This is a genomic window from Streptomyces sp. NPDC086147, assembly GCF_040702165.1.
Classification (GTDB): domain Bacteria; phylum Actinomycetota; class Actinomycetes; order Streptomycetales; family Streptomycetaceae; genus Streptomyces.
In genome coordinates this window covers 1-20,138 of the sequence record NZ_JBFBJO010000013.1, presented here as the reverse complement: position 1 = coordinate 20,138, position 20,138 = coordinate 1, and the positions used below count along the sequence as shown (strand labels likewise).

Genomic DNA, 20,138 nt, shown 5'->3' with positions numbered 1-20,138 from the left:
GGGGACACGGCCGGGTCGGTCACCCGCGCATCCAAGCGCACCGGTACGGACACCATGACCGACGGGTCACCGCGCCACCGCGCAGACGGCGTTGACGCTCCTCTTGACCGCCAGGAGCTCCGCGACCGAGTCGCAAGGTACTTTTCGCTCCATGCCACTGACTCCCGACGACGAAGTCCACAACCGCGACGAACTGGTCTCCTTCGTGCGAGAGCTGCACCAGGACTTCCTGCGAAAAGGGCAGGAAGGGGAGAACCGGACCCTCGACGGCTTCCTCGAAGCTCTGGCGGCCTGGATGCAGGACTCACCGGGCTGGTACCGGAACGCCGGGAAGGAGCTTCCCGACGGCGGCGACTGGACCTTCCTGGCCCGGGCGTTGCAGGCGGCCACGGTCTACGAGTGAGCCGTTCCATCCGTACGGGGCTCTGCGCTGCCCGGTCGTGGAGCAGGGGTCCGACGACGCCGGCGTTGTCGGACCCCGGTGCTAGCGTCACCACCATGGCGAACCGTTCATATCTCTACTCCGCGGACTCGATGCCGAGCGAGGCGGAGGTCCCCCAGCGGATCCGATGCATATCCGAGCACAACTGGGACATCCCGCTCGCGCACAAGCTCCTGGTGGGACGCGGCACGACGATCGTCCCGTCCATGATCTGGAACCCTCCGATCGGCATCGCCGCGGACTACGCCGACGGGGCGGCCCTGCTCCGCGACCTCCTGCGCGTGGTCGGCGAAGGCTTGGAAGGCGACGCCGAGTTCGCCGAATGCGTCGCCAGGACCACGGCCCACCTGGAGAAGCAGCAGGCGAAGTACTTCGTCCTCGAGACCGGGGAGATCGTCTCGATGACGGACGACGATCCGGCGGAGAGCGTGCGCCGTCTGGTGTCCGGGGACATCCCCGCCGCCGTCGCCCGGGCCGAGGCGGCGATCGCCGGCCAGAACGACGACTGGCTGGCCTCGGTCCGAGCCGACTGGCAGAGGCACTTCGCGTCCTTCTACAGCGAGGTGCTCTACTTCTCCTTCTCCTGAGCCGGCCCGCATCGACCGGTCGCCCGGCGAGGAACCCACGGGAAGCCCCGGTCCTCCACCGTGCAACCGCCCCCGCCGCACGGGACGCTGCGGACGAGACACAGAAAACGCGTCCGGTCCGGGCCTTCCCGCACACGACGAGGCCAGAGCGATCGACGGCTCCTATGTGTCGTCCCACCCGGCAGAGTCGGAGCCGGCTCACCCGTACATCTGCCGCTTGGTGATTCCGATCCGGTCGACCCGGTCTTCTGCGACACCCGGGCCCGCGCCGAACGGCGGAACCCGGGCCGGCTCCGATGCGGGCAGCCCGGTCGGCAGGGGGCCGGGGCCGGTCAGCGACAGTCGTTGAGCCAGTCGCCCGGGACCAGGTCACGAACGCGGCCGACGGCTTCCGCCGTCCGGCCGCGGGCCAGGACGGCCGTGACGAAGGCCCATGCGCCACTGCGGCCCTCCACACCGCTGGCGAGCGAGGCGCCGAGGTCGAACTCCCTTGTCATGCCGGGACGGTCGGGGCTCGGTGGGCGGACCGTGCGTCACGCCAGGGTGACGTGCATGCCGCCCTCGGCCAGGAGATCGAGGATCACGCTGAACAGGTCGTAGACCTGGCCGTCCGGTGTCAGGGCCCGGGACAGGTGCTCGCGTGCGGTCGCGGCGTCCCGCCAGAGCAGAGTCGCGGGGGCGGTGTAGCCGAAGGTGCCGCCCAGGCAGTCGTCGAGGGCGTCGAGACAGCCGCCGAAGTAGCCGCCCGGCCCGTTCACCGCCTCACCGAGAGCCAGGTAGAGGCCCGGTTCGTCGGTGACGTACCGGCCGTCGAGTGCGTAGGCGTGCCCGGCCGGCCGGTCGAAGGGGGCCCGGTAGGCGGTTCGCTCACGCACGAGGTCGTGCCAGGCCCAGCGAAGCCGGGTGTCGAGGCCGGCCCAGGCGGCCGTCGTGTCGGGCGGCCCGACGAGCCACCGCTCCCAGACCGGCCGGGCGTGTTCGGGAACGGGCCTGAAGAGCTCTCCGTCCAGTTCCAGATCGATCAGGTCCGCCCCGTACGAGGAGGGGCGCCAGGCGGTGACTCTGGCCCAGAGCAGGCGTTCGACGAGCGGGTCACCCCGATCGTCCCGCATCTCCAGGGCGGCCTCCTCCAGGTCCAGCGCCTGCCGGGTGCCCTTCGCCAGTGCCGCCCGCAGCCGGTCACCCCCGGCGAGCCCTTTCAGGACGAGCGGGGGCGCCGGCCGTCTGCGTGGCAGGACACGGGCGAATTCCCGGCAGGAGCCAAGCCACCGGTGCCCGTCGTGCACGCGGACGCGGCCCCTGTGCCCCTCGGGCGGACCTTCGTAGTCGTCCAGTCCCGTGAGCACGAGACCCTCTGTTCCGAGGGGCCGCCGCAGGCTCTCCGCGTCCGCCAGCAACCAGGGACCGAGCGTCTCGTCGTCCGGCACCAGCCAGACCCGGTTGCCGACCCAGCCACCCACCTCCGCCTGCGGAACCCAGCCGAACAACTCGTAGGTCCCGCGCCGGGGTTCCCCGAACAGCCCGTCCACCTCGGCGCAGGCGCCCCAGGCATGCCCGTGTTCCGTCTCGGTCAGTGTGTACCGCATTCGCCTGCCGTGGTCTTCGCTCTCGTGCACGCCGGGAATCATGCCGGGCCCGGCTTCCGACGGCGAAGTCTTTTCCCACCCCGTTGGTCGTGATGTCCCGAGGCCGGTCACCGACCACTCCTGTGGAATCGGTGACACGGGGCTGCCGGCCGTCACCGTCGCTCGCCACCGCCGACGTGGAGCACGACCGCCGCGATCTCCCGTACGCGGTCCAAGGTGATCCCCGTGCGCTGTTCGACGGCGAGGGGATGGTCGGTGCGCTCCAGTTCGACGGAGGGGCGTTCACCGACCGGGCGGGTGTGGACACGCGTCTTCAGGCTGAGGGTCGTGGGCGAGTAGACCGGCAGGTCGGTGGTGAGCCGGCCGGAGTACGGCTGCTCCGCCTCGCGACCGGGCCTGTCCCACAGATCCGCGGCCCGGGAGAAGTTCTCACGACTGTCTGCTCTCCGCGGACCACGCACTGGTCCGAGGAGAGCAGACAGTCGTCGGCGCCGACGAAGGCCGGATCCCACACGGCCGGGGCCTCGGCCGTGTAGTTCATCGGTAGTTCGGGGTGCCGAGTCCCGCAGCACGCGCAGGTGAATCCGAGAGCACTGGTCATGGCACGGGAGCCTGGTGACAGGCGCCGGAACCGCCTCGGGCGGGGAGCTCCTCATGCGGGGGACGGAACGGGGCGGATGACGAACACGTCCAGGAGGGGGCGTGGCGGAGCCGGAGGCGGCCGTGCCCGATCGCCCGGCTCAAGCAACCCCGGTGATCAACAGCTACCTGATCCATACGCTCCCGAGAGGGAACTGAACGAGGAGTGGGGGCACATGACGACGGATTCGGATACAGGCGCGGCCACGGACGGGCAGGCCGCCACGGACGCGACACCCGGTCGCCGCAGGCGCGGAAGGCGCAGATGGGTGGCCGTCGTCGTGGGCGTGCCGGTCGTCGTGGGAGGCGCCGGTTCCATCATCGGCGGCATCCTCTCCGACCAAGGGCTGCTGCCCGGCGACTCCATGGAAGCGTTTTCCGGATCAGCCGTGGAGCGGCGGTCCCCGGACTTCCCGGATCCGGCGGGGCCGCAGTAGCGGCCGGGCGAGACGCCTGCCCCGCCCCGTGCCGGCCAGGCGCGGCCCAGGTCCGTCCGCTGCCGTCCGTCCGTGCGCTCAGCGGGCCTCCACGGCCGTACGGGCAAACGGGCCGGCCTGCGCCACCCGAACCCGGTGCGCCAGCCGGCGGGCGGCGTGCACGCTGCGACGCGCCAGGCAGAGCTCGCCCGCCGGGACGTGGCAGGTCGGGCAGGGTTCGGCGAAAACGCCGTGCCGGAAACGGCGGTGCGTCTCGTAGACGGCGTCCAGCATCGCATCGAGCGCCGAAGGCGGAAGAGTGGCGGACGTCTGAGAGGTGGTGCGCACCGAACGGCAGGGGAGGGGCAGGACCGTGGTGGAGCTCATGGCGGGCATCTCCTCGTGCGGCGTGGATGCGAGGCCGTAGATCCTCGCGCTCCAGGTGTGGAAGGGCGGCGGTTCTCCCTGCCTACCCGCATTACCGCAGCTCAGACGCAACTGGCTCATTCCGCATGGCTCATGCCCGCGTCGGCCGGCCGACCCGGAGCGGTGGACCTCGCGCCTTCGCCGATGCCGTCCTGCGCGAGAGGGCACGCCGATGGTCGGCACCGTCGGTCCTCGGTGACCGCTCCGCGCCGCGCATCGGCCTCGAACCGGGCCGCGGTATACCGGGGTTGACCTCATGGGCCGAAGCGGTTCTGATGGCGCACGTCATGGCTCTCGCCGCCCCGGTTTCCGGCGCGGATCCGGCGGTGCCGCCGGCCAGGGGCCGGTGGAGGCCCGGTGGCCGACGCCGTGGCAGAGAGCCGAGCAACGGCGGAACCTCGTGGCGGTGACCGCGCCACGGGGCGAGAAGGAGTGCCCGGGCGCAGGCTGCCCGGCGCACAGGGGAAACCGGGGAGAGGAGCCGTCCATGGTGTCGGTGGGAGAGAGACTGAGCAGTGCGCGCGTACGGGCCTTCATCGGCCGGGAGGCCGAAATCCGCCGCTTCGAAGAGGCCTTGAGCGGCGATCCGCGGGCCCCGTTCGCGTTCTACGCGGTCGGACCGGGCGGCATCGGGAAGTCGGCGCTGCTGCGGTGCCTGGCGGACCGAGCGCGTGCGGCGGGGCGACCCGTCCTCGAACTCGACGGACGTTTCGTCAGCCGGGACCCGGCCGACTTCGAGCGCGCGGCCGCGTGCTTCCTCGACGGCCCCGACACGGTGCTCCTCGTGGACTCCTTCGAGCACTGCCAGTGGCTGGAGGGGTGGCTGTGGCAGCGCTTCCTGCCCCGCGCCGCGGACGGCACCCTGGTCGTACTGGCCGGCCGCCTCGCGCCGCAGCCGCAGTGGACCGCCGATCCGGCCTGGGCCGGGCTGCTGCACGTCGACGAACTGGAGCCGTTCTCCGAGGAGCAGTCCATGAGCCTGCTGGCCGCGGCGCGGATCCGACCCGAGCTGCGCGACCGGGTGCTGCGGTTCGCCGGGGGCAATCCGCTGGCCCTGTCGCTGGCCGCCGCCGCGGGACCGGCGGGCTGGAGCGGGGAGGAGGGGCGCGCGCCTTCCGCCGACGTTCTGCGCACCCTGCTGGCGGGGCTGATCGGGGAGGTGCCCACGGCGGCCCACCGCCGCGCCCTGGAAGTGGCGGCGCAGGCGCACTCGACGTCCGAGGAACTGCTGGCCTCGGTGTTTCCGGAGGAGGACGTGCACCCGCTCTTCGCCTGGCTGAGGGACCTGCCCTTCATGGAGTCCACGCAGAGGGGCCTCCATCCGCACGACGCGGCGCGCGAGACGCTGGCCGCCGATCTGCGCTGGCGGGCCCCGCACGCCTTCACGGCGATGCGCCGACGGCTGGCGGAGGAGTACCTGCGGATGCTGCGCGAGGCGCCCGAGGAGCAGGTGTGGGCCGCCACCGACGAACTCTTCTACCTCTTCAGGGAGGTGGAGAGCCTGGCGCGGCTGCGCACGTGGGACCGCGAGGACGAGGTGCACGAGCGCCCCCTGCGACCGGACGACATCGACACCGTGCTGGCCATGGCCGAGGAGACCGAGGGCGCGGCCTCCCGCGACCTGGTCCACTACTGGATCCGGCGGCAGCCGGAAGGGTTCAGCGTCTTCCGCCTCGTGGCCACCGGCCGGACGGTGGCCTTCACCGCCCGGCTCACCCTGCCGGCCCCGCCCGACCCCGACGAGGTGGCCACCGATCCCGTCGTCGCGGCCGCCTGGGAGCACGCCGCCGCCACCGCTCCGGTGAGCGACGGCGAGAACATCGGCATGACCCGTTTCTCCGTCTATCCCGAGCGGTACCAGATCCCCTCGCGCGTCATCGACCTGAGCAACTCCCGCGCCCAGGCGGGGGCCGCCCGCGACCGCGCCCGCGCGCACGGCTTCCTGGTGTACCGGGACGCCGACGCCTGGGCCGCGCGCTTCGAGGGCGTCATGGGCGACACCGGCGCGCGGCCGCGGGTCGGAGAGCACACGTACGGCCTGTTCAGCATCGACTGGCGTCAGGTGCCCGTCGAAACCTGGCTCCGGCACCTCATATCCGCCACCGACGTGCCGGTCCGCTCCGGCCCGTCGGGCACCTCGCGCACCGCGTTCGACCAGGCCGTGCGCGAGGCCCTGACGCACTGGCGGGACACGGGCGCCTTCGCCGCCTGCGCCTTGCTGCGCACCCGTCTGGCGGCCGACCTCACCGACCCGGCGGAGGAGCTGCGCACCCTGCTGCGCCAGGCCGTCGACGACCTCGGTCGCGATCCCCGCGGAGTACGGGCCCGCGACGCACTGACGGCGGGCCACTTCTCCGGCGCGCCCACCCAGGAGGCCGCCGCCCGGCGCCTCGGTCTTCCGTACGGCACCTACCGACGTCATCTGCGCCAGGGCCTGGACCTGCTCTGCGAGGCCCTGTGGCAGAGGGAGCTGCACGGGCCCCGATAGGAATCCCGGGACGTACGGCCGCGGAGAGCGGCCGATCCTCCGGCCGGGCGGGCAGCCGTGAGGAGGCGCGGGCGGGGCCGGTCGTCCGGTTGGGCAGTCGGTCAGCCGGACGACCCGGCAGATGGACGGCCTGGCAGATGGAAGGCCTGGCAGGTGGACGTCCGTGCGGGTGAACGGTCGGGCAGGCGGACGCCCGCGCGGGTGGACACCCGTGGACAGGAGTGGACAGTCCTCGTTCCCGACCGGTCTGGGAAGTGGACACCGTCCCGCACGAAGCTCTGCGTCATGAACCTCCGACGTACCCAGACGGGCCGAGCGGCCCCCTCCTCCCGGCCGGGAGCCGCCCTCACCGCCCTCGCCGCGGCCCAGTTCATCGTCATGCTCGCCACCTCGATCGTGAATGTGGCGCTGCCGCAGATCCGTGCCGGAGCGGGCCTGTCGGACGAGGGCACCACCTGGGTGGTCAACGCCTACGGCCTGGCGTTCGGAGCACTGCTCCTGGCCGGCGGGCGAGCGGCCGATCTGCTCGGACGCAGGAGTTCTGGCCGCCGGGCTCGCCGTGTTCGCGACGGCCTCGCTGGCCGCCGGACTGGCCACCTCCGCGAGCGTACTGATCGCCGCCCGTGCTGTTCAGGGGCTGGGTGCCGCCGCCGTCGCCCCGGCGGCGCTCGCCCTGACGATGGACCTGTTCCCGCCCGGTCCCGGGCGCGGCAGGGCCCTGGCGGTGTGGGGCGCGGTCTCCGGCGCGGGAGGGGCGGGCGGCGTGCTGCTGGGCGGCCTGCTCACCCAGGCGTGGGGCTGGCCCTGGATCTTCCACGCCGTCGCGCTGGGAACGGCGCTGGTACTGGCCGCCGTGACGGCGCTCGTACCGAGAACGGCGGAGCCGAAGGACGAGCGGGCGGACGGGCGGTTCGACCTGCTGGGCACCGTCACCGTCACCCTCGCCCTGACCGGCCTGGTCTGGGGTCTGACCAGCGCACGCGGCACCGGCTGGACGGATGCCCGGGTGCTCGGCGCCCTCCTCGGCGCCGTCGCGCTGCTCGTGGTCTTCGTCGCGGTCGAACTCCGCCGGCCGAACGCACTGGTGCCCCCGCGGCTGTTCGCCGTGGGCCGGGTCGCCGTGGGCAACCTGCTGATGGCGCTGCTGGGGTCCGTGTGGATCGCCCTGTTCTTCTTCCTGCCGCTCTACCAGCAGCAGGTCCTCGGCTCCACCCCCCTGGCCACCGGGGCGGGCCAACTGCCCCTCGCTGTGGCCGGCATGCTCGGCTCCGCCCTGGCACCCCGCCTCTCCCGGCGCGTCGGTGTCACCGCCGGCGCGACCACGTCCCTGCTCACCGCCGCCGCAGGACTGCTGTGGATGTCGCGGATCGGCGCCGACGGAAGCTACACCGCCGACGTCCTCGGCCCGAGCGTCCTGATCGGTGCCGGCCTGAGCGGCGCCTTCGTCCAGCTCACCGCGCTCGCCGTGGACGGCGTCCCGCGCCACGACGTGGGCCTGGCCGGCGGACTAGTCAACACGGCCCGTCAGGTCGGCGGTTCGATCGGCCTCGCCGTGCTGGCGACCCTGGCCGGCTCCGTCACCACCCGCGCCTCCTCCCACCAGCCCCCTCTGGAGGCCCTCACCGCCGGCTACCGGGCCGCCTTCATGGTCTCGGCGGCGGTCCTGGCCGCCACCGCGCTCCTCACCCCGGTGCTCGTCCGCCGGACCGGCCGCACCCTCCCGTACAACGCGACCGCCCCCACCGGTCCCACGGCGACACCCCGACGGGACCGGACCGTCCCCTGCCCTCCCGCCGCCTGAAAGCAGGGGTCAGCGATCCGGAATCCGCCCGACCCCGCCCACCCGACCCCACCCGGACACCACCGGCAAGGAAAACGCATGCACACCATCGACACCACCGCCCCCGTCGTCGTCCGCCTGGCAACGGTGATCGACGCCCCGCTCCCCACCGTCTGGGCGCTGCACACCGACATCGACGACTGGCCGGCCTGGAACACCGGCATCGACCGCGCCGAGCTCGACGGTCCGGCGGCCGTCGGCAGCACCTTCACCTGGCGCACCCACGGAATGGACATCACCTCCACCCTCCGCGAACTCCTCCCCCTGCGGCGCATCGTCTGGGGCGGAACCGTCGAAGGCATCGTCGGCATCCACGCGTGGACCTTCGAGCAGACGGACGTGGGAGTCCTCGTCCGTACCGAGGAGTCCTGGAGCGGCGCCCCCGTCGACGCCGCGACCGACGAACTCGCCGCGGCCCTGAAGACCTCCCTGGAGAGCTGGCTCGGCAGCCTCAAGGACCGTGCCGAGCAGATGTCCTGAACCCGCACGCCACCACGCTCCACCGTCCACACCGCCCCACCCCTCCCACCACGACAGCCAACAGAATCCGAGGACCCGAACATGACCAGCGCCCCCTACCTCACCGGCCACTACACCCCCGTCGCCGACGAGATCACCGCCACCGGCCTCACCGTCGAGGGCACCCTGCCCACCGAGCTGACCGGCCGGCTGATCCGCAACAGCCACAACCCGAAGCCCGGCGTCACCCCGGCCCACTGGTTCAAGGGCAGCGGCATGGTCCACGGGATCCGGCTCCGCGAGGGCCGCGCCGAGTGGTACCGCAACCGCTGGGTGCGCACCCCCGCCCTGGACGGCGCCCCCTACATGACCGAACACGGCCCGGACCTGACCGCGAGCACGGCCGGCACCCACGTCATCGAGCACGCGGGACGACTGCTCGCGCTGTGCGAGGCGAACCTCCCCTTCGAACTGACCCCGGACCTGGAGACGGTCGGCGCCTACGACTTCGACGGCCGGCTGCGCACCGCCATGACCGCCCACCCCAAGGAGGACCCCCGTACGGGGGAGCTCCACTTCTTCGGCTCCTCGCCGTTCCCGCCCCACCTGATGTACTACGTCTCCGACGCCAAGGGCGAGATCGTCCGCAGCGTCGAGGTCCCGGGAGCGACCGCCGCCCTCAAGCACGACTTCGCCCTCACCCGCCACCACGTGGTCTTCGTCGAGGGCAACGTCACCTTCGACCCCACCGAGCACTCCGGCATCCCCTACTCCTGGAGCGACTGGCAGCCCTCCCGCATCGGAGTCATGCCGCGCGGCGACGACGGCGCCCGGCACGTCCGCTGGTTCTCCATCGAGCCCGGCAACATGCTGCACGTCTCCAACGCGTACGAGGACGGCCGGGGCCGCATCGTCCTGGAAGGCCCCACCGTGGACCACGAGGGGTTCGAACTCTCCTGGAACTGGTGGACCGGCGCTCCCGGACGCGGCACCGAACCCAACGCCCGTTCCTACACCCGCCGCTGGGTGGTCGACCCGAGCGTCGGTACCGTCGACGAGCAGATCATCGACGACCTCGCCGTGGAGTTCCCGACCCTCAACGAGAACTACTCGGGCGTCGAGAACCGCTACCAGTACGCCGTGTCCTTCCCCGACCAGGAGGGCTTCGGTGGCTACGGCGTCGTCAAGTACGACCGCGTCACCGGCGCGCGCCGCATCCACCGGATCGGCGACGCCCGGCTGCCCAGCGAGGCGGTGTTCGTCCCCGCGGCCGGCGCCACCGACGAGGACGACGGCTATCTGCTCACCGTCGTCTCCGACCTCAAGCAGGACGCCTCACAGTTGCTGGTCCTGGACGCCTCCGGCCTCGACCGGGTCGCCACCGTCCACCTGCCCCGCCGTGTGACCGCCGGAATCCACGGCTCCTGGATCCCCGACAGCGCCCTGGACGGCATCGAGTCCTGACACCGGCGCCCGCACCACCCGACGATCCGTCCCGCACCTGAACGGCAGAGGGGCTCCACGAGGCCGCTTACCAGTGCCTTGGCGAATGGGGGCGGGATACGACGCGGAACTCGCTGGGCTGCGGCGACTCGATGAGTTCCTGGTAAGGGACGGGATCGAGGTCGCTCTCGTCCTCCCAGACGGTCGTCAGAGCCGGCAAAGCCCGTGCCGGTGACCGCGTCGTGTCGCGGTCGGCGAGGAAGACGACGCTGAGGAACTCATCCCCGTCCACCGCGGCGAGAACCTCGTCGGCCGTCACGCCCGACCAGGCACGCGCTTCGACCGGGACCAAAGGCATCGGGCCGAAGAGCGACCGGGTTCACTGACAGGGAACCCTGAACGACCACGACCACGACCACGAGATTCGACGGATTCGTACAACCATCCGCACGCTCAAGAGTCGTGTAGGGCGAGTGCGCCGCAGGCGTGTTCGTTCCGTTTTCAGGGGGAATCCACATGACTCACCGCATATCCCTACGCACCCGTGTGCTTCCGGCCGTGATCACCGCCGGGGTCCTCGTGCCCGTCGCCGTCGCGGGCGCGGCACCCGCTTCCGCCGCCCCGCCGCAGGTCAGCTGCACGTCCGGCAAGGCCGGCCTCGCCGCCAAGCTCCAGAAGGACATCACCGCGGCCCTCGCCACGCGCACCGGCACCGTCGCCGTCGGCCTGCACGACCGCACCACGAACACGACCTGCACCCTGCGCGCCACGACCTCGTACGACTCGGCCAGCGTCGTGAAGGTGACCGTCCTTGCCACGCTCCTGTGGGACGCCAAGAAGACCAACCGCTATCTGACCCCACGCGAGTCCGACCTCGCCAACGCCATGATCACCAAGTCCGACAACGCCGCCACCACCTCCTTGTGGAAGCAGCTCGGCATCACCAAGGTGAAGGGCTTCCTGTCGGCCGCCGGCATGACGCGGACGGTGCCGGGGGCCGACGGCTACTGGGGCCTCACCCAGATCAACGTCACCGACGAGCAGCGGCTGCTCTCGCTGATCACCGCCAAGAACACCGTCCTGAGCGACAACTCCCGCGCCTACATCCTCAAGCTCATGGGAAGCGTCGTCACCTCCCAGAAGTGGGGGACCCCGGCCGGCGCGCCCTCCTCCGTGTCCGTGCACGTCAAGAACGGCTGGCTGCAGCGCGCCACGCGCGGCTGGCGCGTGCACAGCATCGGCACGTTCAAAGGCGGCGGCCACGACTACACCGTCTCCGTGCTCACCGACGGCAACAGCACGATGAACTACGGCGTGAGCACGATCCAGGCCGTGGCCAAGGTGATCCACCGGGACCTGGTCCCGACCGCGCCCGCCGCGTCCCGCTACACGCCGACCACCACGCCCATGGAGGCGCACATCGCGGTGCCCCGGGGCTGACGCCTTGGATCCCCGCGCCGCCGGTAGGAGCCGCACTCTTGCGAAGGGTGCGGCTCCGCCGGGTGGGCGGCGCCGTACGAAGCCGTGCCCCCGTCTTGTCGGCCGGGAGACACGGCGGGGCGGTCAGCAGGTGACGGTGCCCCTGCGCAGGGCGTGGCCTCCGTCGTTGGTGTCGTCGGACCAGTAGACGGGCTTGGAGCCGGCCACGCATTCGTCGGCCCCGGCCAGGGAGAAGCCCTCGTTGTTGTAGTTGGGCATGCCGGCGGGACGGTTGTGGACGGCGGCGGTGACGAAGGTGCCGCCGGCGTCGATCCGCAGGGTCCGGTGACGGCCGTCGCACGTGTCGTCGCACACCGCCCACAGGCGCGACGCCTGGGGCTCCCACTGCAGTTCCATCACACCGGACATGCCGCTGCCGAAGGAGGCGACGCGGGTGTACGAGCCGGAGTCGGCCAGGACGTATCCGTGGATCGCGCCGGTGCCCTCGACGCCGACGAAGAAGACCCCGCCGCCGTGGGCGCCGTAGCGGGCCGGGTCGTAGGCCGTGCCGGTGGAGGTGTCCTTGAACCCGGCACCGGTCAGCGCGGTGTCGGGGATCCAGGTGATCCCTTCCAGACCGAGGTTGGAGCCGGTCGAAGGCAGGTCGGAGGTGAGGTTCCACTCCTTGACGGCGGTCAGCGACGAGCCGGATCCGCCGACGTCGTACTTCAGCACCGACAGGCGACTGATGCCGGAGGCGTCACCGTTGCGCTCACTGGCGACGAAGACCCCGCCGGCCGAGCCCGAGCCGGTCAGTGTGACGCCCTCGCCGTCCGGGCTGCCGGAGCCGCCGGGGAAGCGCAGGGCCTTGCCGGAGGACCAGCCGCCGGCCGTGTCCGGCTTCCAGCCGCCTGAGCCGTCCCGCACCAGGCGCCACAGCTTGCCGCTGTTCTGCGCCCCCCACAGCACACCGCCCTCCTGGTAGAGGCCGCTGAGGTCCTGGCCGAACACGTCGGAGCCGTCCGCCGTGGACACGCCGCTGCCGCCGGGCCATGCCACCGGGGTCGTGGAACCGCCTCCTCCGGTGCCGCAGGCATTGGGGGCGCCGAGGGTCACGGCCACCGCCTGCCCGAAGGCGCCGGTGCCGTCGGGGCAGCGCGACCAGGACGGGGCGGAGTGGGCGCTCCAGGAGAAGCCGTCGACCAGCGTCTTGCCGTCCGCCAGGTAGAGACGGGCCTGGTCGGCAGAGCCCAGGCCGAACGCGCCACTGACGTCGAACGACCGGTACCCGCCCGGTGCCAGCGTGGTCCCGGAGGTGATCTTGAAGACGTGGTTCTTGTCGTCGTCCTTCAGGATCCAGCCCGAGACGTCGACCGTCGCAGCGCCCTTGTTGAACAGCTCGATCGAGTCATTGACGTCGCCGGTGGTCACCACCTCGTTGACGCGTATGTCGTCGGCCGCGGCCGCGTGCGCCGCGGGCACACCGGTCAGGGCGCCCGCGGCCAGCAGAGACGCGGCGACGAGGAGACGGGGAAGGACACGACGCCGGCGGCGGGCGGTCGATGCAGTCACGGGATTCCGTTCTGGGAGTGTCATGGACGAGGCGGCCCGACAGTTCCTGCTCAGACCGAACGGGAATCCTCCCCCGGCGAGGACGGCGCGCGAACGGCCGGCGAATTTCCGTGCGCGACCCCTCCCGCCGTGGGCGCCGTCGCGTGCTCGTCGGGCACGGTCCGTGCACGTCGTCGACGGTGTCTGGCAGAGTTCGGTCCATGCTGCAGGTGTGCTTGAACGGAGTGCGGAGGCGGAGCGACAGCCGCCGGGTTCCCGTCACCCCCGGGGAGTTGGCGATCGAGGCCGCACGTGCGGTGGAGGCCGGAGCGCAGGACGTCCACCTGCACCCCAAGGGGGCCGACGGCGTCGATTCGCTGGAGCCCCGGGTGGTGGGCGAGGCGGTGAGCTCGGTGCGTGCCGTCGTCCCGGAAGGGGTGCGGGTCGGGGTCACCACCGGAGCCTGGGCGGTACCGGAGCCGGGAAGGCGGGCCGAGCTGATCCGGTCCTGGACGGTCCTGCCCGACCACGCCTCGCTGAACTGGCACGAGGAAGGCGCCGAAGCGGTGGCCGACGCGCTGCTGGAGCACGGGATCGGCATCGAGGCCGGTGTCTGGTCGGGCACCGACGGCGCCCGGCGGTTCCGCGCCTGGCCACAGGCCCACCGGGTGCTGCGGATACTGGCCGAGGTGACCGACACCGACCCCGTCACGGCCGCCGACACGGCCACGGCCCTGGTGCGCGAGCTGGGAGACCGACCGCCGGTGCCCCTGCTGCTGCACGGCGAGGACGACGGAGCCTGGACCGTGCTGCGCGTGGCGGCCGGCCTGGGACTGGACACCAGGATCGGTCTGGAGGACGTACTGACGTTGCCGGACGGCTCGGACGCACAGGACAACGCCCACCTCGTGCGGGTCGCGCGGAAGGTCCTCGACGAGCACCGCGTCCGGCGGTCCTGACCTCACGGATTCGGTCTCACAAGGGAGTCACGGGCCTCCGACCGAGACGGCAGGCCATCGTCCGGAGCCGTCCGCCGGCGGGGCGACGGCTTCCGAGAGCCGCCCACGACCTGCGGTGAACCCCGGGGCGAACACCCTGGTCGCGGGCCTCCGACCGATGGCAGTATCTGGCAGATGCCGCCTTCTCTTCGGATCGGTCCCTACACCATCATCGCGCTCGCCGACGGCGCGGGTCCCTTCTTCTCCCCCCGAGGGGAAGCGTTCCCCGATGCCACCACCGAGCAGTGGGCGGCGGCCGACCGATTCGATCCCGGCGCGCTCGACGCCGACGGACGCTGGCGGCTCCAGTTCCGCACGTTCGCGATCCGCAGCGACCGGGGGGTGACGCTGGTCGACGCGGGGATCGGTCCGGCCGACGGCCCGGCGGCCTCATGGGCGCCCGTGCCCGGGGCACTCCCGGCGTCGCTGGCCGCCGCGGGCATCGAACCGGCCGACGTGGACGCCGTGGTGCTCACGCACCTCCACACCGACCACGTCGGCTGGGCCGTCGTCGGCGGCGAGCAGGCACGGCCGTTCTTCCCGAACGCGGAGTACCTGTTGCAGCGGGCCGAACTCGACGCGGTCGCGGAGGTCAACCCGCAGCTGCGGTCCACCGTGATCGAACCGCTCCGCAGGGCCGATCAGCTGCGGCTGCTCGACGGCGACACCCCGCTGCGCAGCGGCGAGCGCGTGTTCGCCACGCCCGGTCACACGCCCGGACACCAGAGCGTGCTCGTCGAGTCCGGGCGCGAACTGGTCGCCGTCACCGGCGACCTGCTCGTGCACGCGATCCAGCTGCTCCACCCCGAGATCGCCTACGTCCACGAGACGGACCCCGAGCGGGCAAGGGCATCGAGGCGGCAGGTGCTGCACGGCCGTACCGCCGACACCCTCTACCTCGCGACCCCGCACCTGACCGAGCCGTTCATCGTCCGCTGATCCACCCGTGACCCGGGCTCACCGGGCAGGATCTGGCATCCTGTGGCAGTGCTTCTGAGCGATCACACGAGCAGTGTCGAACTCCACCCCCTCCGCTACCGGTTCCCGGCCGCCCCGGGCGATCCGTACGACGACAACTGGCTGGTCATCGGTGGAAAGGTGACGACTCCCGAGGGCGACTGGTCCTTCGCCGATCCCTGTCTGCTGACCGACGAGGCGCGTGAGGTGGGCGCCTGGCTGCGCGCGATGGCGGCGGAGACGGTGTCCGTGACCGGCCGCGACCCCGAGGGCGAGTTGTCCCCGGACACCTGGTTCATCGAGCCGGTCCTGGCCTTCAGCCTCGCCGATCGAAGCGATCGAAGCGAGGGCGGAGCAGTGATCCGCGTTCACCTGCCGTTGGAGGCCGCACCTCCATGGCGGCAGAGCGACGAGAGCGCGGGCATCTACCAGTACGCCGTGGAAGTACGAACGGACAAGGACGCCCTGCTCCGGGCCGCCGACCAGTGGGAGCTCGCCCTCGCGCCCTTCCCGCCCCGTTGACCGGCATCGTGCGACCGCAGACGTCCGGCAGACCCACCGGGGCGGCGGTGGTCCCGCCGCCCCGGCGGAGTCAGCACGTGGGCACCCCGGGGAGCCATGCCTCGGGCACGTCGATGAAGAGGTTGGAGATGTAGCCGCCGTAGTCGGGGAGGTAGGACCAGGCGTCATTGGTGTGGCCGTTGTAGGTGACGCTCTGGCCGCGGACCTGGCAGGTGACGCGGACGGTCGTGGGGCCGGGCAGGGTGGCCACGCGGGTGGAGGCGCTGGTGGCCTGCTGCCGTATGTTCACGTCCGTTCCCCAAGTGGGGAACGACTTCCCCGTACCGGTCTCGCCGCGCACCAGGCTCATGTAGTAGTTCCAGTTCCAGTTCGGACCGGGATCGGTGTGGTCGTTGCCCGGGACCTCGCTGTGGCCGACGACGTGCGCGCGATCGCGCGGGATGCCGTACTTGCTCGTCAGGTGGCGGGTCAGCGCGGCGGACGAGCGGTACATGGCATCGGTGAACCACGCCGGATTGCTGACGTACCCCTCGTGCTCCACGCCCACCGAAGAGGCGTTGGCGGAGCGGGCGTGCCAGGCGGTGTCCCGCTCGCGCACCGTCTGGGTCACCTGACCGTCGGAGGAGCGGATGACGTAGTGGGCGCTCACCTGCGAGGAAGGGTTCTGGAACCAGCTGATCGAGCCCGCGTACGACCCCTGCGTGACGTGGACGACCACCTTCGTGACGGCGGAGGTGCGCCCTGCGCTGTAGTTGCTGGAGGAGGCCGGGACCCACAGGGCCGGCGGGTAGTCGGTGGAGGCCTGAAGGCCCTCGGGGACGAGGTCGGCGTACCTGCCCCGCTCGGGCGCGACCGGTCGCGGAGCGACGCCGATCTCCTCGCCGCCGGCCGTGCGGGCACGGGCGCCCCGGTTGAGGATGTCGTAGACGGCATCGGCGTACGAACGGGCCGCCGCGTCGCTGCGGGGCGCGCCGTAGCGGGCGACGACCGGATACCAGGCGTCGACGCGACGCCTGTCGGCGGGGCCCAGACCCGCGTCGTCGGCCAGCGCCCGCAGGACGGCGGCGCCTCCGCGAATGTTGGCGGCGGGGTCCTCTTTGAGCGCGGTGACGGTCGCGCCGGTGAGCCGGGCGGCCCTCTCCAGCGAGTGCTGGATCGGGTTGCTGGCCAGGTGCATCATGCCGTAGCCGTTGTCCTGGCTGGGCAGACCGCCGTGGTGGTCGAGTCGGGTCTCGCCGTATCCGACGGCCACCAGGAGGTCCCGGGGCACGTCGTAGGCGGCGGCAGCCCGCGCGAAAACCGGATCGACCGCGGTGGCGGGTGCGCCTGCGGAGTGCGCGGCTGCCGGCAGCGCTTGACCGGTCAGCGCCACGACGACGGCCAGGGCCGTGCCGTACAGCGCGGTACGCGCCCGTCTGAAACGAGTGGGCGAAGTCATGAGGTGGATCCTCGCTTTCTCGGTGCCTGGGGGAGACGGTGCTGCGGGACGAGAAGGGGTGTCGGGACGCGAGGGAGCGGGAACGCCGTTGCCCTTGTCCGCCGGGACGGGGCGGCCCCGCGAACGGGACCGCCCCGGTGCTGCCGGATCAGGGGTCAGGGATCAGAAGACGCTGACCCCGTAGGCGCTGAGCGCCTCGGTGACGGGCTGGAAGAACGTGGTGCCTCCGCTGGAGCAGTTGCCGCTGCCGCCGGAGGTGAGGCCGAGGGCGGTGGTCCCGGAGAACATGGCGCCGCCGCTGTCGCCGGGCTCGGCGCAGACGTTGGTCTGGATCAGACCGTAGACGATGTCGCCGCCGCCGTAGTTGACCGTGGCGTTGAGACCCGTGACGGTACCGCCGCGCAGGCCGGTGGTGCTGCCGCTGCGCTGGACGGACTGTCCGACGTAGGCGTTGCCGGCGGCGGTGATGTCACGGTAGCTGCCGTTGTAGAGGTAGACGCGTCCGTCGGCGGCGGAGGCGTTGGAGTGACGGATGATGCCGTAGTCGTTCGTGGGGAAGCTGGTCCCGGCCCGGGAACCGAGCACGGTGGTCTGGGAGGAGTTGGTGTACCAGGTGCTGCCGCCGTTGGTGCAGTGGCCGGCCGTCAGGGCGTAGTAGGTGCTGCCGCTGCGCACGTTGAAACCGAGGGAGCAGCGGCCGCCGCCGCCGTAGATGGCCTGGCCGCCGGCGATGAGCTTGTTGATCTTCCCGGCGGTCCGCTCGATCCTCAGGTTCCCGGCGTTGTCGCCGGCGGCCTCGCGCAGGGTCGCGATCTCGCCCTGGGAGACCGTGGAGTCGACGGTGACGACGACCTTTCCGGTGGCCTGGTCGGTGTACCAGGCGGTGCCGGCCACGTCGGCCTGGAGGACGGCGCTGCTGGTGGTGGCCAGTGCCGCGGAGGTGGCCCGCGTGGTGTCGGCCTGCTGCGCCGAGGAGGTGGGGGCGGTCAGGGCCGAGGCGGCCACGAAGGCGCCGAGCACGGCGATCAGCCGGCTTCCTCGGGTGATCCTGACGCGACGGGACGATCGGTTCACTTGATCCTCCGGTGGGGGTGGTCGGGCCGCTTGGGTGAGGGGCCCGCTGGAGCACGGGTCGGCGGTGGTTGCCGCCATGAACCTGTCAACTACTTGGGGGAATCCTTGACTCCGTGCCGAGGTGCCGCAAGGTGTCCTTTCGGCCGCTCTACGCGCGTCCGGACCGTGGAGCGCACCCAACAAGATCGAACAAATGAGAAGCGATCTTTCCGCCCATCACTGAAAGTTCGTCAGAAAGTTGCAGAAGGTGATTGCGGAAAGGAAGTTCCTCTCCGTCCCCTGCCCCGCCCCGGCCCGACTCGAACGGGCGGGAAGTGCGGTCCTGGCCGGGGATGGGCCCCGGCCCGCCATCTGCCGTGGTCGAATCCGAAAAGATGCTGGTGCAACCACGGGGCGCCGGTGGACGGATGGCCGGCGCTCCGCGTGATCCCCCTGGGTCTCCGTGAAGGTTTCCTGTTCAAGGCTTCGGGCGTCGGTGACGGAGGTGGTTCGAACTCCACGGGAGCGCGGCAATGATGGTCATTCACCCGATCTGCCGAGTGGCCGGATTCATGCGCATCGGGGTGCGGCGGGGCTGGATTTCCCTGTGCGACCGCCGGTGTCCGCCGTGCGTACAGGAAGCGTTCGCCCGTCCGGGCGAACGTGGGCGAAGCGAGGCTCCTGAGCGATCGTCATGGAGGGTGAGTGGTCTGTACCTCTGGAGGGTCTGAACAGGAGCAAACTACTCCGCACATCTATCCCTTGAGCCAAGTGGCCTGCTAAAAGAGTGTCGCCCCTCATCCTCAAGGAGTCGCTTGTCATGTCCACATCTCACTTCAGGTCCGGTCTGCTGACGCTTCTGCTTCTGACGGCCGCTACCGTGGGCCTCGTCCAACCCGCCTCCGCCACCGCGGCGGCCGGGGCGCGCTACGTCGCGCTCGGCGACTCCTACTCCTCCGGGGTGGGCGCCGGCAGCTACCTGTCCGACAGCGGCAGCTGCCAGCGCAGCAGCAAGGCCTACCCGTCCCTGTGGGCGGCGGCCAACGCCCCGGCCTCGTTCGCCTTCACCGCCTGCTCGGGGGCGACGACCGGCACGGTGAAGAGCGGTCAGCTGGCCCCGCTCAACAGCTCCACCACACTCGTCAGCGTCACCGCCGGCGGCAACGACGTCGGTTTCGCCAATGTCATGCAGACCTGTGTGCTGCAGAGCGAGGCGACCTGCGTCAACGCGGTGAACAACGCCATCGCACAGGTCAACGGCACCCTTCCCGGCAGCCTCTCGTCGCTCTACGGCGCCATCCGCAGCCGCGCGCCCCAGGCCCGCGTCGTGGTCCTCGGCTACCCGCGCTTCTACCAGCTGAACGGCAGCTGCATCGCCGGCCTGAGCGAGACCGAACGCACCGCGATCAACCGGGGCAGCGACGCCCTCAACTCCATGCTCGCCAAGCAGGCCGCCAACGCGGGCTTCGTCTACTCCAGCGTCGTGGACGAGTTCACCGGGCACGAGATCTGCTCCGGCAACGCCTGGCTCCACAGCGTCACGGTGCCCGTCTCCAACAGCTACCACCCCACCGCCGCCGGTCACTCCGGCGGATACCTGCCGGCCTTCCGCTCCGTCGCCTGACCCACCCGCACGAAACTCCACGAGGCGCGGCCGCGCCCTCCTGTGACGCGCGTAGCGCAACGGGCGCGGCCACGCCGTCCGACCCACCACCGGAGGAACCCCCGATGAAGCTCCGCTCCGTCCTGACCGCCCTCGCCCTCGTCCTGGGCGCGCTCTTCGCGCCCGGCGTCGGCGCCCTCACCTCCGCCGGGGAGGCCCACGCGGTCACCAAGATCAGCCACTCCACCGCCACGTCGATGTTCAGCGCTTC

19 protein-coding genes and 1 pseudogene are annotated in these 20,138 nt (G+C 71.6%); 12 read left to right on the top strand and 8 right to left on the bottom strand.

Annotated features, from left to right (window positions below):
- The first annotated feature begins 151 nt into the window (after nt 1-151).
- Nucleotides 152-403 (top strand): hypothetical protein, encoded by a 252-nt coding sequence (locus tag AB0398_RS24825; RefSeq protein ID WP_366377825.1) that lies wholly within the window; start codon nt 152-154, stop codon nt 401-403.
- 95 nt (nt 404-498) lie between these two features.
- Nucleotides 499-1,029 (top strand): hypothetical protein, encoded by a 531-nt coding sequence (locus AB0398_RS24820; RefSeq protein ID WP_366377824.1) that lies wholly within the window; start codon nt 499-501, stop codon nt 1,027-1,029.
- A gap of 332 nt (nt 1,030-1,361) precedes the next feature.
- Here AB0398_RS24820 and AB0398_RS24815 read toward each other — a convergent pair whose 3' ends face one another.
- The 3 genes and pseudogenes from AB0398_RS24815 to AB0398_RS24805 all read right to left on the bottom strand — a co-directional run bounded on the left by AB0398_RS24815 (nt 1,362) and on the right by AB0398_RS24805 (nt 3,156).
- Nucleotides 1,362-1,526: a hypothetical protein gene (locus AB0398_RS24815; protein ID WP_366377823.1), complete on the bottom strand. Its 165-nt coding sequence runs from the start codon at nt 1,524-1,526 to the stop codon at nt 1,362-1,364.
- A gap of 36 nt (nt 1,527-1,562) precedes the next feature.
- Nucleotides 1,563-2,657, bottom strand: a complete 1,095-nt coding sequence (locus AB0398_RS24810; protein ID WP_366377822.1) for a barstar family protein — start codon at nt 2,655-2,657, stop codon at nt 1,563-1,565.
- A gap of 110 nt (nt 2,658-2,767) precedes the next feature.
- Nucleotides 2,768-3,156: pseudogene (locus AB0398_RS24805) on the bottom strand (DUF2199 domain-containing protein).
- Nucleotides 3,157-3,523: 367 nt separating this feature from the next.
- Here AB0398_RS24805 and AB0398_RS24800 point away from each other — a divergent pair.
- A complete protein-coding gene (locus AB0398_RS24800; RefSeq protein ID WP_366377821.1) occupies nt 3,524-3,691 on the top strand; it encodes a hypothetical protein in 168 nt (55 codons plus the stop codon).
- A gap of 78 nt (nt 3,692-3,769) precedes the next feature.
- On the opposite strand, the gene AB0398_RS24795 is transcribed toward AB0398_RS24800, so the two are convergent.
- Nucleotides 3,770-4,057 carry a hypothetical protein gene (locus AB0398_RS24795; RefSeq protein WP_366377820.1) on the bottom strand — a complete coding sequence of 96 codons (288 nt, stop codon included), beginning with the start codon at nt 4,055-4,057 and terminating at the stop codon, nt 3,770-3,772.
- 526 nt (nt 4,058-4,583) lie between these two features.
- Here AB0398_RS24795 and AB0398_RS24790 point away from each other — a divergent pair.
- The 4 genes from AB0398_RS24790 to AB0398_RS24775 all read left to right on the top strand — a co-directional run bounded on the left by AB0398_RS24790 (nt 4,584) and on the right by AB0398_RS24775 (nt 10,347).
- Complete coding sequence (locus tag AB0398_RS24790; protein ID WP_366377819.1) at nt 4,584-6,584, top strand: ATP-binding protein; 2,001 nt, start codon at nt 4,584-4,586, stop codon at nt 6,582-6,584.
- Nucleotides 6,585-7,143: 559 nt separating this feature from the next.
- Nucleotides 7,144-8,385 (top strand): MFS transporter, encoded by a 1,242-nt coding sequence (locus tag AB0398_RS24785; RefSeq protein WP_366377818.1) that lies wholly within the window; start codon nt 7,144-7,146, stop codon nt 8,383-8,385.
- 78 nt (nt 8,386-8,463) lie between these two features.
- Complete coding sequence (locus AB0398_RS24780) at nt 8,464-8,904, top strand: SRPBCC family protein (RefSeq protein ID WP_366377817.1); 441 nt, start codon at nt 8,464-8,466, stop codon at nt 8,902-8,904.
- Nucleotides 8,905-8,985: 81 nt separating this feature from the next.
- A complete protein-coding gene (locus tag AB0398_RS24775) occupies nt 8,986-10,347 on the top strand; it encodes a carotenoid oxygenase family protein (RefSeq protein WP_366377816.1) in 1,362 nt (453 codons plus the stop codon).
- 67 nt (nt 10,348-10,414) lie between these two features.
- On the opposite strand, the gene AB0398_RS24770 is transcribed toward AB0398_RS24775, so the two are convergent.
- On the bottom strand, nt 10,415-10,645 hold the full coding sequence (locus tag AB0398_RS24770) for a hypothetical protein (RefSeq protein ID WP_366377815.1): 231 nt from the start codon (nt 10,643-10,645) through the stop codon (nt 10,415-10,417).
- 197 nt (nt 10,646-10,842) lie between these two features.
- On the opposite strand from AB0398_RS24770, the gene AB0398_RS24765 reads away from it, so the two are divergent.
- Nucleotides 10,843-11,766 carry a serine hydrolase gene (locus AB0398_RS24765; RefSeq protein WP_366377814.1) on the top strand — a complete coding sequence of 308 codons (924 nt, stop codon included), beginning with the start codon at nt 10,843-10,845 and terminating at the stop codon, nt 11,764-11,766.
- Nucleotides 11,767-11,889: 123 nt separating this feature from the next.
- Here AB0398_RS24765 and AB0398_RS24760 read toward each other — a convergent pair whose 3' ends face one another.
- On the bottom strand, nt 11,890-13,317 hold the full coding sequence (locus AB0398_RS24760; RefSeq protein WP_366377813.1) for a lamin tail domain-containing protein: 1,428 nt from the start codon (nt 13,315-13,317) through the stop codon (nt 11,890-11,892).
- Between the two features lie 200 nt (nt 13,318-13,517).
- On the opposite strand from AB0398_RS24760, the gene AB0398_RS24755 reads away from it, so the two are divergent.
- The 3 genes from AB0398_RS24755 (at nt 13,518) to AB0398_RS24745 (ending at nt 15,773) form a co-directional block, all read left to right on the top strand.
- A complete protein-coding gene (locus AB0398_RS24755) occupies nt 13,518-14,255 on the top strand; it encodes a 3-keto-5-aminohexanoate cleavage protein (protein ID WP_366377812.1) in 738 nt (245 codons plus the stop codon).
- Between the two features lie 174 nt (nt 14,256-14,429).
- Nucleotides 14,430-15,233: an MBL fold metallo-hydrolase gene (locus tag AB0398_RS24750; RefSeq protein WP_366377811.1), complete on the top strand. Its 804-nt coding sequence runs from the start codon at nt 14,430-14,432 to the stop codon at nt 15,231-15,233.
- 48 nt (nt 15,234-15,281) lie between these two features.
- The gene (locus AB0398_RS24745) at nt 15,282-15,773 is read left to right on the top strand and encodes a hypothetical protein (RefSeq protein ID WP_366377810.1); all 492 of its coding nucleotides are present in this window, start codon (nt 15,282-15,284) and stop codon (nt 15,771-15,773) included.
- A 70-nt stretch (nt 15,774-15,843) separates the two neighbouring features.
- Here the strand turns inward: AB0398_RS24745 and AB0398_RS24740 are convergent, their stop codons facing one another.
- Entirely contained in the window at nt 15,844-17,211 is a 1,368-nt protein-coding gene (locus AB0398_RS24740; RefSeq protein ID WP_366377809.1) for an N-acetylmuramoyl-L-alanine amidase, read from the bottom strand.
- Nucleotides 17,212-17,373: 162 nt separating this feature from the next.
- On the bottom strand, nt 17,374-18,285 hold the full coding sequence (locus AB0398_RS24735) for a S1 family peptidase (protein WP_366377808.1): 912 nt from the start codon (nt 18,283-18,285) through the stop codon (nt 17,374-17,376).
- Between the two features lie 799 nt (nt 18,286-19,084).
- Here AB0398_RS24735 and AB0398_RS24730 point away from each other — a divergent pair.
- The gene (locus AB0398_RS24730) at nt 19,085-19,888 is read left to right on the top strand and encodes an SGNH/GDSL hydrolase family protein (protein ID WP_366377807.1); all 804 of its coding nucleotides are present in this window, start codon (nt 19,085-19,087) and stop codon (nt 19,886-19,888) included.
- Nucleotides 19,889-20,138: the final 250 nt, after the last annotated feature.